The sequence below is a fragment of the Thauera terpenica 58Eu genome (assembly GCF_000443165.1).
Lineage (GTDB): Bacteria > Pseudomonadota > Gammaproteobacteria > Burkholderiales > Rhodocyclaceae > Thauera > Thauera terpenica.
In genome coordinates this window covers 1-16808 of record NZ_ATJV01000001.1, presented here as the reverse complement: position 1 = coordinate 16808, position 16808 = coordinate 1, and the positions used below count along the sequence as shown (strand labels likewise).

The 16808-nt window shown below is 61.5% G+C and carries 10 protein-coding genes and 1 pseudogene; all 11 read left to right on the top strand.

Going from position 1 to position 16808, the window contains the following annotated elements:
- The first annotated feature begins 115 nt into the window (after positions 1–115).
- The 11 genes and pseudogenes from M622_RS20865 to M622_RS20830 all read left to right on the top strand — a co-directional run bounded on the left by M622_RS20865 (position 116) and on the right by M622_RS20830 (position 16755).
- Positions 116–1192 carry a pilus assembly protein PilM gene (locus tag M622_RS20865; RefSeq protein WP_031345983.1) on the top strand — a complete coding sequence of 359 codons (1077 nt, stop codon included), beginning with the start codon at positions 116–118 and terminating at the stop codon, positions 1190–1192.
- The gene (locus M622_RS20860; protein WP_021247474.1) at positions 1189–1794 is read left to right on the top strand and encodes a PilN domain-containing protein; all 606 of its coding nucleotides are present in this window, start codon (positions 1189–1191) and stop codon (positions 1792–1794) included. Before M622_RS20865 ends, M622_RS20860 begins: the two co-directional genes overlap by 4 nt.
- On the top strand, positions 1791–2471 hold the full coding sequence (locus M622_RS20855; protein WP_021247473.1) for a type IV pilus inner membrane component PilO: 681 nt from the start codon (positions 1791–1793) through the stop codon (positions 2469–2471). The genes M622_RS20860 and M622_RS20855 overlap by 4 nt, the downstream gene beginning before the upstream one ends.
- Complete coding sequence (locus tag M622_RS20850) at positions 2468–2980, top strand: pilus assembly protein PilP (RefSeq protein ID WP_021247472.1); 513 nt, start codon at positions 2468–2470, stop codon at positions 2978–2980. Before M622_RS20855 ends, M622_RS20850 begins: the two co-directional genes overlap by 4 nt.
- Positions 2977–5244 carry a type IV pilus secretin PilQ gene (locus M622_RS0119680; protein WP_031345982.1) on the top strand — a complete coding sequence of 756 codons (2268 nt, stop codon included), beginning with the start codon at positions 2977–2979 and terminating at the stop codon, positions 5242–5244. The genes M622_RS20850 and M622_RS0119680 overlap by 4 nt, the downstream gene beginning before the upstream one ends.
- 85 nt (positions 5245–5329) lie before the next feature.
- Positions 5330–5827, top strand: a pseudogene (locus tag M622_RS40395) (shikimate kinase); the annotation flags it as partial.
- Between the two features lie 36 nt (positions 5828–5863).
- Positions 5864–6946, top strand: coding sequence for a 3-dehydroquinate synthase (gene aroB, locus M622_RS0119675; protein WP_031345979.1), 1083 nt, complete (start codon positions 5864–5866; stop codon positions 6944–6946).
- A 130-nt stretch (positions 6947–7076) separates the two neighbouring features.
- The gene (locus M622_RS20845) at positions 7077–8201 is read left to right on the top strand and encodes a deoxyguanosinetriphosphate triphosphohydrolase (RefSeq protein ID WP_021247468.1); all 1125 of its coding nucleotides are present in this window, start codon (positions 7077–7079) and stop codon (positions 8199–8201) included.
- A gap of 309 nt (positions 8202–8510) precedes the next feature.
- A complete protein-coding gene (locus tag M622_RS20840; protein ID WP_021247467.1) occupies positions 8511–13226 on the top strand; it encodes a glutamate synthase-related protein in 4716 nt (1571 codons plus the stop codon).
- Entirely contained in the window at positions 13227–14690 is a 1464-nt protein-coding gene (locus M622_RS20835; protein ID WP_021247466.1) for a glutamate synthase subunit beta, read from the top strand.
- 121 nt (positions 14691–14811) lie between these two features.
- Positions 14812–16755, top strand: a complete 1944-nt coding sequence (locus tag M622_RS20830) for an LTA synthase family protein (RefSeq protein ID WP_245543017.1) — start codon at positions 14812–14814, stop codon at positions 16753–16755.
- The last annotated feature ends 53 nt before the right edge of the window (positions 16756–16808 follow it).

Sequence of the window (16808 nt, the reverse complement as noted above, 5' to 3'; positions counted from 1 at the left end):
TTCAAGGCGTTGTCACTGAAACAGCGCGCTTTACACTTATCTGTCCTTGTTGATACGATTTCAGAGCAAGAATCAAGTCTCGCTCGTAACATAAAGAAATGTAAGGGCTTTCTTTGTGATTCAACTCCCCGTTTTTGGCTCTGCCACACGACAGCTCGCAGGACTCGATATCTCATCTTCATCGGTCAAGCTCGTCGAGTTGTCCGCAGGGGACAAGGAAGCTTACAAAGTCGAGCGTTATGCCATCGAGCCGCTGCCGCGTGACGCGGTGAGCGATGGCAACATCGCCAACCTCGAAGCGGTCAGCGAGGCGGTTCTGCGCGCGTTGCGGCGCTTCGGCTCCGGCGTCAGGAACGTCGCCATGGCGCTGCCCGCTTCGTCGGTGATCACCAAGAAGATCATCCTTCCCGCTGGCTTGCGCGAGCAGGACATGGAGCTCGCAGTCGAGTCTGAGGCCAACCAGTACATTCCGTTCGCCATTGATGAGGTCAATCTCGACTTCCAGGTCATCGGTCCCGCGCCCGGCAGTCCGGGCGAGCTGGAGGTGCTGATCGCCGCATCGCGCAAGGACAAGGTCGAGGACAGGGTGGCGGTGGCCCAGGCTGCGGGTCTGGAGGCAACGGTGATCGATGTGGAATCACTTGCGATCGAGTCCGCGCTCGAGCTGGTCAGCCGTCAATTGCCCGGTGGTGGTGAGGACAGGGTCATCGGCCTGATCGATGTGGGTGCGAACGTCATGAACGTGAGCATGTTCCGCAATCGGCAGTCGGTCTATGCGCGCGAGCAGGCTTTTGGCGGCAGTCAACTCACGCAGGACATTGCGCGCAACTTCGGCATGAGCTTCGACGAGGCCGAAGCCGCCAAGCGCGCAGGCTCGCTGCCCGACACCTTCGAACGCGAACTCATGCGGCCTTTTCTTGACAGCCTCGCACTCGAGGTCTCGCGTGCGCTGCAGTTCTTCTTCACCTCCACTCAATACAATCAGGTCGATCATCTGGTGCTCGCCGGAGGCTGTGCCCTCATGCCCGGGCTGGCCGAAATCGTCACGGCACGCACTCAGGTCGAGACCCTCATCGGCAACCCCTTCGTGGGCATGACCCTGTCCTCGAAGGTGAGGCCGAAGAACCTGCTCACCGATGCGCCCTCGCTGATGGTTGCCTGTGGGCTTGCTCTGCGGAGGTTCGACGAATGATCCGGATCAACCTGCTGCCGCACCGCGCGGAGAAGCGCAAGCGGCGGCGCACGCAGTTCTACGTCTTGTCGGCGCTCATGGTGGTGCTTGGAGGGCTGATCGGTTTTCTCGTGCATTCCATTTACACGGGTTACATCGAGCATCAGGACGCGCGTAACGCCTTTCTCAAGAGCGAGATTGCCAAGCTCGACCAACAGACCGCCGAGATTCGCCGGCTGCGCGAGCAGATCGAGGCGCTGCTTGCGCGCAAGCAGGTCATCGAGGATCTGCAGAGCACGCGCGCCGAGTCCGTTCACCTGCTCAATGAGCTGGCGCGCGGGACACCGGATGGGGTGTATCTGAAGTCGGTCAAGCAGGCGGGGGGACGCATCACGCTGGTTGGTTACGCGCAATCGAATGCGCGCGTGTCGCACCTGATGCGCAGCCTCGAGGAGTCTCCCTTCCTCGAGCGCCCAAGCCTGGTCGAGGCGAAGGCGGCAACGGTCGATGATCGCCGCATCAGTGAGTTCACGCTCAGCATCGGTATCGAGCGGCCGAAGGCGGAAGCGGATGCGTCCGAGCCTCAGGGTAGCGGCAGCAAAGCGAAGGGAGCGCGCAAATGAAGCCTTCCGACACCTCCCGTGGTGCGCGCGCGATCGACTTCACGCGCCTCGCGCAGGATTTTCAGGGTCTGGATACGAGCGACCCTGGTGTATGGCCGCTTGCGCCCCGCCTTGCGGTCATGGTCGGCCTGCTGGTGGCCACGCTCGGCGCCTTCTGGTGGTTCGACTGGCAGGAACAGGCCGATACGCTGGCGCAGCGCGAACAGGAAGAGATTCAGCTGCGCGAGAGCTGGGTGTCGAAGAAGAAGTTGGCGGTCAATCTTGATGAGCACCGTCGCCAGCTGACCGAGATCGACATTCAATTTGGTGCGCTGCTCAAGCAGTTGCCGAATCGCGCCGAGATGGACTCCTTGTTGTCCGACATCAACCAGGCGGGGCTTGGACGTGGCTTGCAGTTCGAGCTCTTCAAACCGGGCTCCAACGTGGTCAAGGAGTTTTATGCCGAGATGCCGATCGACATCCGCGTCACCGGTGCTTATCACGAGCTGGGTGAGTTCGTCAGTGATGTCGCACGCATGCCGCGCATCGTCACCCTGAACAACATCGCAATCAACGCTGACAAGGACGGACGGCTCAAGCTCGAGGCCAAGGCGATCACCTATCGCTATCTGGATGAAGGTGAAATTGCCAAGCAGCGTCAGGAGGCGAAGGCCGCTGCAAAGGGGAAGAAGCGATGAAGCGTGCGTTGATCCTCGCCTGTGCCGCGATCCTTGCGGGCTGCAGCAGCAGCGGCGAGCAGCAGGACATCAATGCCTGGATGGACGAACAGACCAAAGGTATGCGCGGCGCGGTCAGGACCTTGCCCGAAATCAAGCCCTTTCCCGTTGTCGAGTACCTCGGTCCCAGCGTCGACGATCCGTTCCGCAAGGGGCGGATGGATGTTGAGAGGCGCGCCAGCACCGCCCTCAGGCCAGATCTGGATCGCCGCAAGGAGCCGCTCGAGGCTTACCCGCTCGAGTCGTTGCGCATGGTCGGCGTGTTGTCCCAGGGCAATACCATCCATGCACTTGTGCTTGCGGGCAAGAATCTGCATCAGGTCAAGGTTGGAAATTACGTGGGACAGAACTTCGGTGTGGTCACCTATATCGGCGACGGTGATCTGAGCTTGAAAGAAATAGTCGAAGACGTGAATGGCGACTGGGTCGAGCGGATCAGTACGCTGACGCTGCAGGAGAGCACGAAATGAAAAAGTATTGCGGAGTCTTGGCGCTGACAAGTGCTTTATGTGGATTTATGCAGGGGGCGGCAGTGTTTGCTCAAGACCTTGTGCAATCTGAGAGCTTTCAGAATCAAATTGAAACTGTTGAGGTTGCAAAGCAGGGGGGGGTCACCTACGTTGCAGTGACATTGAAAGTGCCGCTCTCAGACATTCCTCCGAATTTTAGTATTGCTGAACCGCCGAGAGTCGCATTTGACTTCAAGAGTACAGCTAATGCCTCCAGTAATGATTTACAGAAGCTAGAGTCGGGAGATCTACGCAGCGTAAACGTCGTGCAGGTTGGTGATCGAACCAGATTGGTTTTGAATTTAGTGAGAATGAATTCATACGAGAGTAGCCTTAGCGGCCGAAAACTGATCATCGCTTTGCGTTCGGGGGCTTCGATTGCTTCAAGCCAAACGTCAGCAGCTTCCGTTGCTGAGAGTTTTGCAGTTGCACAAAGCTCCGATAATAGCGTGCGTAGTATTCGCGACGTTAGTTTCAAGCGTGGTGAGGATGGAGGTGGACGAGTTATTGTTGATTTGACCGATCCAGACTCTAGTATAAATATAAAGAAAGAAGGTACGCAGGTTGTTGTTGAGTTTCTTGATACCAATATTCCAGAGCATCTTCGTAAAAAATCTGACGTTATAGATTTTGCAACTCCAGTGAGCTTGATGGCTATTGAGCAGGTAGGGGCGCATGTGCGACTCGCTGTAACGCCCAATGGCCTTTGGGAGCACAATGCTTATCAAAGTAACAATCAGTTTGTCCTCGAGGTGAAACGCGTTTCCGAAGAGGAGAGCCGGCAGCGCCTAGGTGCTGAGGGCCTGTATAAAGGTGAAAAACTATCATTAAATTTTCAGGATGTGGAAATTAGATCTGTTCTGCAAGTGATAGCAGATTTTACTGATATTAATATCGTTACTTCAGATACGGTGCAGGGGCGTCTTACTCTCAGGTTAAAGGATGTTCCTTGGGATCAGGCTCTAAGTTTAGTGCTGCAGGCGAAGAGCCTCTCTTACAAACGCGATGGTGATGTAATTTGGGTTGCTTCAGTGAAGGAAATTGAAGAGCAGCAGAAGGCCAGCGCTCTTAGACAGCAACTGGATAGAAATTTGGAGCTCGTTGATACTGAGATCTTTCAGATTAACTATCATGATGCAGAGGAGATTGCGGTCTTGATCAGGGCTCAGTTCAAGGGGGCTTCTACCACTGTTTCGACGCAGGGTGGAGGTGCGAGTAGAAATGTTCCATTGACGGCTAGTGGCGATGGTTGGGATAACTACAATAGACAGTCAGTTTTTGATACTGGTCGGGTTGGGCTGTTGAGTGAGCGTGGCTCGGTCACAGCAGATAAACGAACAAATAAGTTGATGGTTCGTGATATTGCCACAAGTCGCGAAGGTATTGCTGTCTTTATAAAACAAATTGATATTCCGCCAAGGCAGGTTCTCATTGAGGCACGAATTGTCGAGGCGAATAAAACCTTTGCTCGTGATCTAGGAGTTCGTCTGGGGTACGGCGACCGCACCAACCGTAGTCTCGGCGGTGCCAAGCTTGGATTTGGGTCGTCCGAGTTCGCTTCGGTCAATCCGGATGGGACGACTAATACGGGCGGAGGTGCCCAGATCAATTCGATAGTTCGGCGCGTGGGAGAGAGTGCCACTAGTGGGCCCGGTTCCGTCACGAGTGCATTTGGCTCCATGAATTTGACACTTTTCAATAACAGCTTGACCCGTTTCCTGAACATGGAGTTGAGGGCGCAAGAGACATCGGGAACAATTAGACTCGTTTCAAGCCCTCGTATTCTTACAGCTGATCAAGCAGAAGCCCTGATTGAAGAGGGGACAGAGATTCCGTACGAAGAGGCAAGCAGTTCGGGCGCTACAAGCGTTTCTTTCAAGAAGGCTGTTCTTTCCCTTAAGGTAACTCCACAAATAACACCCGACGGACGACTTCAACTGGATTTGGAAGTGAATAAAGATTCGAGAGGAGTCGATACTCGGGCGGGGCCAGTTATTGATACAAAGAAGGTGAAGAGCAAGGTTTCCATTGAGAACGGAGGGACTGTGGTTATTGGGGGTATTTATACTGAAGATGACACTGATACGGTTGAGCAAGTGCCTCTTCTGGGAGACATCCCCGTGCTAGGACATCTCTTCAAAACGAACATCAAGAGCTCGGAGCGCCGGGAGCTCCTTATCTTCATCACCCCGCGCATCGTCGCCGACTCACTGACACTGCGCTAAGCGCTTCTGACTGCTGATACAATGCGGGGCGGGCATCTGTACAGATGCCCGCCCTTTTTTGATCTGGACTTCCGGCGAGTTGCGCGTGAGCTGCTTGATACTGATCGGCATGATGGGAGCCGGCAAGACCACTGTGGGCAAGGAACTCGCGCGTCGGCGCAAGCTCCGCTTTGCCGATTGCGATCACGAGATCATCGCCCGCACCGGGGTGAGCATCCCGACCATCTTCGAGATCGAGGGCGAGGAGGGCTTTCGTCGCCGCGAAACGCACATGATGGACGAGCTCACCCAAGAGCCGGACATCGTCATCGCCACTGGCGGCGGCGTCGTCCTCAGCCCGCTCAATCGCGAGCTGATGCGCACGCGCGGCGTGGTGATCTACCTCAACGTGCCGCCGCAAATCCTTTATGAGCGTACCCGGCACGATCGCAACCGGCCACTGCTGCAGGTGGACAACCCGCGCCAGCGTATCGAAGAGTTGTTCCAGCAGCGTGACCCGCTCTACCGTGAGGCTGCGCACCTGATCATCGAAGGCGGGCGCGGCAATCCGGGCACCATGGTGCGCATGATCGAGAATGCCTTGCACAAGCTGTGGCCAACCGAACCAGAAAGTGAGCTCATGCGAACCTTGAACGTCGCCCTCGGCGAGCGCGCCTATCCCATTCACATCGGCCGTGGCCTGCTCGAGCGCGCCGACCTGATCTTGCCGCAACTAAAGACCAAGCGCGTTGCCATCGTCACCAACGATGTCGTTGGCCCGCTTTACCTGGAGCGCCTGCGCGCCACGCTGGAAGCCGCCGGAATGCAGGTCGCGGTTGTGAGCCTGCCTGATGGCGAGGCGCACAAGGATTTGCCGACGCTGAACCGCATCTTCGACATGTTGCTCGCCGAGCGCTGCGAGCGCTCGACGACCTTGATCGCCCTGGGTGGCGGTGTGGTGGGCGACATGGGCGGCTTTGCTGCCGCTTGCTATCAGCGTGGCATGCCCTTCATCCAGATCCCGACCACGCTGCTCGCGCAGGTGGACTCCTCGGTGGGCGGCAAGACCGCGGTCAACCATGCGCTGGGCAAGAACATGATCGGCGCTTTCTATCAGCCGCGCCTGGTGCTGGCCGACATCGACACCCTGAGCACCTTGCCGGTGCGCGAGCTGTCTGCCGGTCTGGCCGAAGTGATCAAGTACGGACTGATTCGCGACCTCGAGTTTCTCGAGTGGCTGGAACAGAATCTGGAACGCCTGCTGGCGCGCGAGCCCGAGGCGCTCGCCTACGCCATCGAGCGCTCCTGCCGCAACAAGGCCGAGGTGGTGGCGGCCGACGAAACCGAGCAGGGCGAGCGCGCGTTGCTCAATCTTGGCCACACCTTTGGTCACGCCATCGAGACCGGCCTGGGTTACGGTGAATGGTTGCATGGCGAGGCGGTTGCCGCCGGCACGATGATGGCGGCGCAGCTGTCACATCAGCTCGGATGGCTGAGCGCGGCCGATGTTGAGCGCATCAGCGCTCTGTTCGAGCGCGCAGGTCTGCCGGTGTGGGGGCCACGGCTGGGCGTCGAACGCTATCTGGAGTTGATGGCGCACGACAAGAAGGTCGAGGCCGGCAAGCTGCGCCTGATTCTGTTGCGCGCCCTTGGCCAGGGCGTCATCCATGGAGACGCATCGCCAGCCGAGATGGCGGCGGCGATCGAGGCGCGATGCCGTTGAAATCGGGCTGGGCAGTCGTGCCCTGGCTGCACACGCCCGGTCTGGACGCGCCCGGTCGGCGCAGCGTGGATCTGAGTGCCGCGCTCCACTGCTGATCCCGTTCTGCTTCCAGAACCCAGAGGACGAACCGATGCTGCAACTCGCTCCCTACGCCGTTACCGAGACCAACTCGCGCGGGCGCACGCACGATGAGCCAGGGCCGGTGGCGCGCGGCGAATTCCAGCGCGACCGCGATCGCATCGTGCATTCCACCGCCTTTCGTCGCCTGGAATACAAGACGCAGGTGTTCGTGAATCACGAAGGTGATCTGTTTCGCACCCGCCTCACGCACAGCATCGAAGTCGCCCAGATCACGCGCGGTATCGCCCGCCAGCTCAGCCTCAACGAGGATCTGGCGGAGTCGATCGCATTCGCGCACGACCTCGGGCACACCCCGTTCGGCCACGCCGGGCAGGATGCGCTGAACGCCTGCATGAAGGATTACGGTGGCTTCGAACACAACCTTCAGTCGCTGCGCACGGTGGACCTGCTCGAAGACCGCTATGCCGCCTTCGATGGGCTGAACCTGATGTTCGAGACCCGCGAGGGCATCCTCAAGCACTGCTCGCGCGTCAATGCCGAGCGCCTGGGTGATGTTGGCGAACGTTTTCTTGACGGCACTCAGCCCTCGATCGAGGCGCAGCTTGCCAACCTGGCAGACGAGATTGCCTACAACAACCACGACGTGGACGACGGGCTGCGCTCGGGGCTGATCACGCTCGCGCAGCTCGACGAGGTCGCGCTGTTCGCCACGCAACGGCGCGTGGTCGAAGCACGCTGGCCGGGTCTGGCCGGGCGCAGGCTGATCAACGAGACCGTGCGGCGCATGATTCACCTCATGGTGATCGATCTGCTCGAACAGACGCGCGCCAACATTGCGGCGGCCGCGGTGGCTTCACTCGCCGACGTGCGCGCCGCGCCGCGCCTGGTGGCGTACTCGGAAGGCCTGCTGCCGCAGCTGCGCGAGCTCAAGGTCTTTCTGCGTGATCAGCTCTATCACCACTACCAGGTGCTGCGCATGACCAACAAGGCGCGCCGCATCGTCGGTGACCTGTTCGCTGCCTTCATGGACGATCCGCACATCCTGCCGCCGCAATACCAGGCCATGGCGCGCGAGGACAAGCCGCGCGCCATCGCCGACTACATCGCCGGCATGACCGACCGCTACGCGATGAAAGAGCATCGGCGCCTGTTTGCCGTTGGCGAAATCCACTGAGCGAAACCGCTTCGGGCGGGCCGAAATGCCGGCTCCAGATCCAATGCCGCAGTGCAAAAAAATCTTGAACCCAGGGTTTCCCGGGGGTATAGTTTTTTTGCGCTCCCGCATCCCGGCGACGCTGACCAAGTTGGTGCATGCGGCGCCTCCAGCGCGCTGAATCAACAAGCAAAATCGCTTTTTTTGCACCATAAGAGTGCAGACTACCAAGCCGGTGCGTGCCCGCCCGGCTTTTTTGTGCGCGTCTGCTTCATTCGCCCAGCTTTGGGCTGCGACGCGCGTTGTGACCTGTCGTTTGAGGAATACAAGATGGATCTGCCCCAAAAGCAGGGACTTTACGATCCCGCCAATGAACATGATGCCTGTGGCGTGGGTTTCATCGCCCACATCAAGGGCAGAAAGACACATGACATCGTGCTCCAGGGCCTCGAGATCCTGAAGAACCTCGACCACCGTGGCGCAGTCGGTGCCGACCCCTTGCAGGGTGATGGTGCCGGCATCCTGATCCAGATTCCGGACCGCCTCTATCGCGAAGAGATGGCGGCGCAGGATGTGAGCCTGCCCCTGGCCGGCGAGTACGGCGTGGGCATGGTGTTCATGCCCAAGGAGGCCGCATCGCGTCTCGCGTGCGAGGAAGAGATCGAGCGCGCGGTGCGCGGTGAAGGTCAGCTCGTACTCGGCTGGCGCGATGTGCCGGTCAACCGCGACATGCCGATGTCGCCGACGGTGAAGGCCAAGGAGCCAGTGATTCGCCAGATCTTCATCGGCCGCGGCCCCGATGTGATGGTCACCGAGGCGCTCGAGCGCAAGCTCTACGTCGTGCGCCGCCGCGCCGCGAACGCGATCGCCGCGCTCAACCTCAAGCACGGCAAAGAGTTCTACATGGTGTCGATGTCGGCGCGCACGGTGAACTACAAGGGCCTGTTGCTGGCCAACCAGGTTGGCGAGTATTACTTCGACCTGCTCGATGCGCGCACGGTGTCGGCGCTGTCCTTGGTGCATCAGCGCTTCTCGACCAACACCTTCCCGAAATGGAACCTCGCCCACCCCTTCCGCTACATCGCCCACAACGGCGAAATCAACACCTTGCGCGGCAACTACAACTGGATGCGTGCGCGTGAAAAAGGTGTGCATTCGCCGCTGCTGGGCGAAGATCTGCAGAAGATCTGGCCATTGATCTATCCCGGTCAGTCCGATTCGGCGTCCTTTGACAACGCGCTCGAGTTGCTGGTGATGAGCGGTTATTCGCTCGCCCACGCGATGATGATGATGATCCCCGAGGCCTGGGAGTCGCACACGCAGATGGATGAGAAGCGTCGCGCCTTCTACGAATACCATGCGGCGATGATGGAGCCGTGGGACGGCCCGGCAGCGGTGGCCTTCACCGACGGGCGCCAGATCGGCGCCACCCTCGACCGCAACGGCCTGCGCCCGGCGCGCTACCTGATCACCGACGACGACCTCGTGGTGATGGCGTCCGAATCCGGCGTGCTGCCGATTCCCGACAGCAAGATCGTCAAGAAGTGGCGCTTGCAGCCGGGCAAGATGTTCCTGATCGACATGGAGCAAGGGCGCATCATCGGCGACCAGGAGCTCAAGGAGTCGCTCGCCAACGCCCGGCCCTACGCCGACTGGCTGCGCCGCATCAACATCAAGCTCGATACCCTGGAAGCGCCGGCGGCATCGGACAGCGCCGCCTCCGACGCCGATGGCGAGCGCGTGGCGGCACTGCTCGACCGTCAGCAGGCCTTTGGCTATACCCAGGAGGACATCAAGTTCATCCTCGAGCCAATGGGCAAGGCGGGCGAGGAAGCGACCGGTTCGATGGGCAATGATTCGCCGCTGGCGGTGTTGTCGTCGAAGAACAAGCCCATCTACAACTACTTCCGCCAGCTCTTTGCGCAGGTCACCAATCCGCCGATCGACCCCATCCGCGAGCAGATGGTGATGTCGCTGGTGTCCTTCATCGGGCCGCGGCCCAACCTGCTCGAGATCAACGAGATCAACCCGCCCTTCCGGCTCGAAGTCAGCCAGCCGGTGCTCGACTTCGAGGGCATGGCCAAGATCCGCAACATCGCGCGCTACACCAACAACAAGTTCCGCTCGGCCGAGCTCGACATCTGCTATCCGGTCCAATGGGGCAATGAAGGCGTTGAGGCACGTCTGGCTTCGCTGTGTGCCGACGCCGAGAACGCGGTGCTGCGCGGCTACAACATCCTCATCGTGTCCGATCGCAAGCTCGCCGCCGAGCGTATCGCCATTCCAGCGCTGCTGGCCTTGTCGGCCATTCATCAGCATCTGGTGACAAAGGGCTTGCGCACCCGCGCCGGCCTCGTGGTCGAGACCGGCTCGGCGCGCGAAATCCATCACTTCGCCGTGCTCGCCGGTTACGGCGCCGAGGCTGTCCATCCGTATCTGGCGCTGGAGACCCTGCAGCATCTGGCGGGTGATGCCGAGTCCGCCGTCAAGTACGTCCAGCACTTCGTCAAGGCGGTCGGCAAGGGCTTGATGAAGGTGATGTCCAAGATGGGCATCTCGACCTACATGTCCTACACCGGCGCGCAGATCTTCGAGGTCGTCGGCCTGCAGCAGGCGCTGCTCGACAAGTACTTCACTGGCACCACCAGCCAGGTCGAGGGCATCGGCGTGTTCGACCTGATGGAAGAATCCATCCGCCAGCACAAGGCCGCCTTCAGCACCGACCCGGTGCTGCACGACATGCTGGACGCCGGGGGCGAGTACGCCTTCCGCATCCGCGGCGAAGAGCACATGTGGACCCCGGACGCCATCGCCAAGCTGCAGCACTCGACGCGCTCGGGCGAGTACAGCACCTACAAGGAATACGCCCACATCATCAATGATCAGGACAAGCGCCACATGACCTTGCGCGGCCTGTTCGAACTCAAGCCAGCAGCCAGCCCGGTGGCGCTGGATGAGGTCGAGCCCGCGAGCGAGATCGTCAAGCGCTTTGCCACCGGCGCGATGTCGCTGGGCTCGATCTCGACCGAAGCCCACACCAACCTGGCGGTGGCGATGAACCGTATCGGCGGCAAGTCGAACACCGGTGAGGGCGGCGAAGACCCCAAGCGCTTCAAGACCCTGACCCAGGCGAGCACGCTGTCGCAGGTCATCGGTGAGAGCCGCATCGCACGCGATCTGGAGCTGAACGCCGGCGATTCGCTGCGCTCGGCGATCAAGCAGGTCGCCTCAGGCCGCTTCGGGGTCACCGCCGAATACCTCGCCAACGCCGATCAGATCCAGATCAAGATGGCCCAGGGTGCCAAGCCCGGCGAAGGCGGTCAGCTGCCCGGCCACAAGGTGTCGGAATACATCGGCTTTCTGCGCCACTCGGTGCCAGGTGTCGGCCTGATTTCGCCGCCGCCGCACCATGACATCTATTCGATCGAGGATCTGGCGCAGCTCATCCACGACCTCAAGAATACCAACCCGGTGGCCAGCATCTCGGTGAAGCTGGTGTCCGAGATCGGCATCGGCACGGTGGCCGCGGGGGTGGCCAAGGCCAAGGCCGATCACATTGTCGTCGCCGGCCATGACGGCGGCACCGGGGCCAGCCCGTGGAGCTCGATCAAGCATGCCGGTTCGCCGTGGGAGCTGGGCCTGGCCGAGACCCAGCAGACCCTGGTGCTGAACCGCCTGCGCTCGCGCATCCGGCTGCAGGTCGATGGCCAGATCAAGACCGGTCGCGACGTCGTCATCGGCGCCTTGCTGGGGGCGGACGAGTTCGGCTTCGCCACCGCGCCGCTGGTGGTCGGGGGCTGCATCATGATGCGCAAGTGCCACCTCAACACCTGCCCGGTGGGCGTGGCCACCCAGGACCCCGAGCTGCGCAAGCGCTTCACCGGCCAGCCCGAGCACGTGGTGAACTACTTCTTCTTCGTTGCCGAGGAGGTGCGTGAGCTGATGGCCTTGCTGGGCGTGCGCAAGTTCGACGAACTCATCGGTCGTGCCGATCTGCTCAACATGAAGCAAGGCATCGCGCACTGGAAGGCCAGAGGCCTCGACTATGGGCGCATCTTCCATCTGCCGGCGGTGCCGGCCGAGGTCCCGCGCCTGCACACCGAGACCCAGGACCATGGCCTTGAGGGTGCGCTCGACCAGCAACTCATCACGCTCGCCAAGCCGGCGCTGGAAAAGGGCGAGAAGGTCAACATCGATCTGCCCGTGCGCAACATCAACCGCACCGTCGGCGCCATGCTGTCGGGCCGGCTTGCCTCCATTTACGGTCACGAAGGCCTGCCCAATGACACCATCCATATCCGCCTCAACGGCACCGCAGGGCAGAGCTTTGGCGCCTTCCTTGCCCGCGGCGTGACGCTGGAGCTGGTTGGCGAAGGCAATGACTACGTCGGCAAGGGCTTGTCGGGCGGGCGCATCATCGTCAGGCCCAAGGCCGAATTCCGTGGCAACACCCAGGACAACATCATCGTCGGCAATACCGTGCTCTACGGCGCCACCGAGGGTGAGGTGTACTTTGCCGGGGTCGCCGGCGAGCGCTTCGCAGTGCGCAATTCAGGCGCCACCGCGGTGGTGGAGGGGGTTGGCGATCATGGCTGCGAATACATGACCGGCGGCACCGTGGTCGTGCTCGGTTCGACCGGGCGCAACTTCGCCGCCGGCATGTCAGGCGGGGTGGCCTATGTGCTGGACGAGGACGGCAGCTTCGAGCAGCGCTGCAACATGGCGCAGGTCGCGCTCGAGCCGCTGCCGGACGAGCTCGCCGCGCGCCAGGGCTCGGAGTCGGGCGACGAGCTCGAAGCGCATGGGCGGGTGGATATTGACCACCTGAGCATGGGTGATGAGCTCATCCTCAAGGGTCTGATCGAGCGCCATGTGCGCTTCGCCGGCAGCGTGCGCGCGCGCGAGATCCTCAACAACTGGAGCACCTGGCGCAAGAAATTCGTCAAGGTATTCCCGCATGAATATCGTCGTGCGCTGGCGGAGATGAGTGCCATGAGGGCCGAACTGCAGGGCGCCGCGCACGCCGCCAAGAAGGAGATCGCATAAATGGGCAAGCCTACTGGATTCATGGAGTATCAGCGTCTGTCCGAGGCCTATGCGCCGATCGAAAAGCGCCTGAAGAACTACAAGGAGTTCGTCCTGCGCCTGAGTGATGAGCAGGCCGCCGTCCAGGGCGCACGTTGCATGGATTGTGGCATTCCGTTCTGTACCAGCGGCTGCCCGGTCAATAACATCATTCCGGACTGGAACGATCTGGTGTATCGCGGGCAGTGGCGCGAAGCCATCGAGGTGCTGCATTCGACCAACAACTTCCCGGAGTTCACCGGCCGCATCTGCCCCGCGCCGTGCGAGGCCGCCTGTACCTTGAACATCAATGACGACGCGGTCGGCATCAAGTCGATCGAGCACGCCATCATCGACAAGGCCTGGGAAGAGGGCTGGGTGCTGCCACAGCCGGCGGACGCCAGGACCGGCAAGCGCGTCGCCGTGGTCGGCTCCGGCCCCGCCGGCCTGGCCGCCGCGCAGCAGCTGGCGCGCGCCGGGCATGAGGTCACCGTGTTCGAGAAGAACGACCGTATCGGTGGCCTGCTGCGCTATGGCATCCCGGACTTCAAGATGGAGAAGGGGCTGATCGACCGCCGCGTCGAGCAGATGCAGGCCGAAGGCGTCGTTTTCCGCAGCGGTGTGCTGGTGGGCAGCAAGAGCATGCCCGCCGGCATCGTCAATGACGCCACCGAAGTGATCAGCGCCGAGCAGCTGCAGGCCGACTTCGACGCCGTCGTCCTGAGCGGCGGCGCCGAGGTGCCGCGTGATCTGCCGGTGCCGGGGCGCGACCTGGGCGGCGTGCATTACGCGCTCGAATTCCTCATCCCGCAGAACAAGCAGGTCGCCGGCGACAAGCCAAACCCGATTTCAGCCAAGGGCAAGCACGTGGTCGTCATCGGTGGCGGTGATACCGGCTCGGACTGCGTCGGCACCTCCAACCGTCACGGTGCGGCGAGTGTCACCCAGTTCGAGCTCATGCCCATGCCGCCCGAGCAGGAGAACAAGGCGCTGGTGTGGCCGTACTGGCCGATCAAGCTGCGCACCTCGTCTTCGCACGAGGAAGGCTGCGAGCGCGACTTTGCCGTCGCCACCAAGGAGTTCATCGGCAAGAACGGCAAGGTCAAGGCACTCAAGGCCTGCCGTGTGGCGCTGAAGGACGGCAAGCTGTGCGAAGTGCCAGGCTCGGAGTTCGAGATCAAGGCCGATCTGGTGCTGTTCGCGATGGGCTTCACCCAGCCCGTCGGCGGCGTGCTCGAAGCCTTTGGCGTCGGCCAGGATGCACGTGGCAACGCCAAGGCCAGCACCGAGGGCGAGCGCTCCTACACCACCAATGTGCCCAAGGTCTTCGCCGCAGGCGACATGCGCCGGGGGCAGTCGCTCGTGGTGTGGGCGATTAGAGAGGGGCGTCAATGCGCGCACGCGGTGGATACTTTCCTCATGGGTGAGAGCCTGTTGCCGCGATAGCGGAAATGCCTTGTCGCAATTGGCTTGCTGTGTTGCGGTGAAGAGGGGGCCTTGATCACGTCGCGCGCGATATTCCACGGGTATGATCCGGGGTCGCGTTCATGTCTCCCGGAGTATTGCCGTGTCCGTATCCGCAGCTCGCCCCGACCCCGGGGGCCCCCTTGCCTCGCCTGCCACCAGCGTGGCGCGCGAGTGGGCGTGGGCGCTGGCGCTGGTGGTCTTGTGGTACGGCGCCGCGCAGGGCGGCATTGCTTACCTCTTTGGTGTTTCGCCCGGGGTGGACGCGTGGCTGCGTGATCTGGGCGCGCATGTGCTGATTGGTGGCGTGCTGTTCCTGATGGCGCGCAGCGTGATGCGTTTTGCGCTCGCCATGGTGGTGCTGTTTTCGGCTTTTACCCTTGGCAATGCGATGAAGCTCGCGGTGCTCGGCGGGCCGGTGATGCCCGACGACTTCGTCGCCGCACGCAACCTCTTTCTCTTGCTCGACGGCTGGCAATTCTGGGCCAGTGTGGCGATGCTGGCCGTGCCCGGGCTGGCCCTGCTGTGGATGTTCGCCTGGCGCATGCCGCGTGCCTGGGTGGCACTGGGCAGTGTGGTGCTGGCGGCTTCGGCCGTGAGCGCAAATCCGGCGCCGGTGTCGAGCTGGCTGGATGAGCAGTTCGGCGACTGGGTATGGAACCAGCGCGGCAATTACGAGATGCGCGGCTTGCCCATCCATCTGGTGCAGGAGGCGGCGCGCAATCTCTCCCGTCGGCAGCAGGCGCCCGAGTTCGGTGAAGTCGACGATGCACTGAGGATGGTCGGTGCCACCCAGCCCAGCGCTTTCTTCAAGGCCGCCGCGGTGCCCGGCGCAGGCGCTGCGCGCAATGTGCACATGATCGTGCTCGAATCCTTCTGGGATCCGGTGGCCTTGAAACAGGCTGGATTTTCCGCAGACCCCATCGACCCCGCCTTTCGCAAGCTGTGGAAGGCGACCGGTAATGCGCACGCCTTGTCGCCGGTGTTCGGGGGTTACACCGCGAATGCCGAATTCGAGGCGCTGTGCGGTTTTCCGGTGCAGATCGATGCCGTGTTCTTCGAGGGTGGCCTGCGGCGTGATGTGCCTTGCCTGCCGCGGCATCTTGGCGAAGCCGGCTATCGCAGCGTGGCTTCACATCCGAACGCCGCGCCGTTCTGGAATCGCATCAATGCTTATCGCCGCGTGGGCTTCGAACAGTACTGGTCCGACCGCGACTTCGTGCTCGACGACATGAATGGCGAGTTTCTCGGTGATTCTTCCTTGTATCGGCAGGTGCTGGAGCGCCTGGAGCCTGTGCTGAACACGGGCCAGCCGGTGTTCAACTATGTGCTCACCTACTTCGGTCACATGGAATACCCGCTCAACGAATCGCGCCCACAGCTGATCACGGCCCGCACCGACAACGCGCTCGTGTCCGCCTATGCCAACACCGTGTACTACAAGTCGCGTGAGCTGATGGCGTTTCTCCGTGTGCTGCGCAAGCGCGATCCCGACGCCATAATCGTGCTGTTCGGCGACCACCTGCCCTCGCTGGGCTGGAACCACGGTGGCTATGCAGAGTCCGGTCTGCTCGCGCCGAGCCGCAGCGAATTCAGCGACGAGATGTTTCGCACCCTGGTGGCGACACCGCTGATCGTCATCGACGGCCGCCACGGTCCGGTGCGTACCGGCGATCTTCCGCTGTATGCGCTGCCTGGCCTGATTCTCGATCTGCTCGGCGATGAGCGTGACAGCATGTTGCGCTTTGTCGCACGTGCCGATGACGTGCTGCGCGTGCGGCCGCTGCCTGGCCTGCACTTCACGCTGGAAGGCAGGAAGGCGCTGAGGGTGTGCCGCAGCGGCGAGGTGCAGGTCGGTTGCGAGGCGTCGAGCGCCTGGCTGGAAGCCGTCTCGGTGCTGAGTCGCGATCTCTTCAATGGCGCCCAGCATGCCTTGCAGCTTCCTGAGCATCTGCGCGGTCTGCAGACGGTGGAAGTGGAGATGGACGAGGTGAGCGGCGCGGCGGTGATCGAGGATGCGATCGATACGATGGACAACGAGGTGTGAGCCGCTCACGGATGAGTGGCGCGCGCGGGTGTGAAACCCGCGCGCGGCTTGGC

Coding starts and splice junctions, on each gene's coding strand:
- M622_RS20860 (WP_021247474.1), top strand. CDS start 1,189: ATGATCCGGATCAACCTGCTGCCGCACCGCGCGGAGAAGCGCAAGCGG.
- M622_RS20855 (WP_021247473.1), top strand. CDS start 1,791: ATGAAGCCTTCCGACACCTCCCGTGGTGCGCGCGCGATCGACTTCACG.
- M622_RS20850 (WP_021247472.1), top strand. CDS start 2,468: ATGAAGCGTGCGTTGATCCTCGCCTGTGCCGCGATCCTTGCGGGCTGC.
- M622_RS0119680 (WP_031345982.1), top strand. CDS start 2,977: ATGAAAAAGTATTGCGGAGTCTTGGCGCTGACAAGTGCTTTATGTGGA.
- aroB (WP_031345979.1), top strand. CDS start 5,864: ATGCGAACCTTGAACGTCGCCCTCGGCGAGCGCGCCTATCCCATTCAC.
- M622_RS20845 (WP_021247468.1), top strand. CDS start 7,077: ATGCTGCAACTCGCTCCCTACGCCGTTACCGAGACCAACTCGCGCGGG.
- M622_RS20840 (WP_021247467.1), top strand. CDS start 8,511: ATGGATCTGCCCCAAAAGCAGGGACTTTACGATCCCGCCAATGAACAT.
- M622_RS20835 (WP_021247466.1), top strand. CDS start 13,227: ATGGGCAAGCCTACTGGATTCATGGAGTATCAGCGTCTGTCCGAGGCC.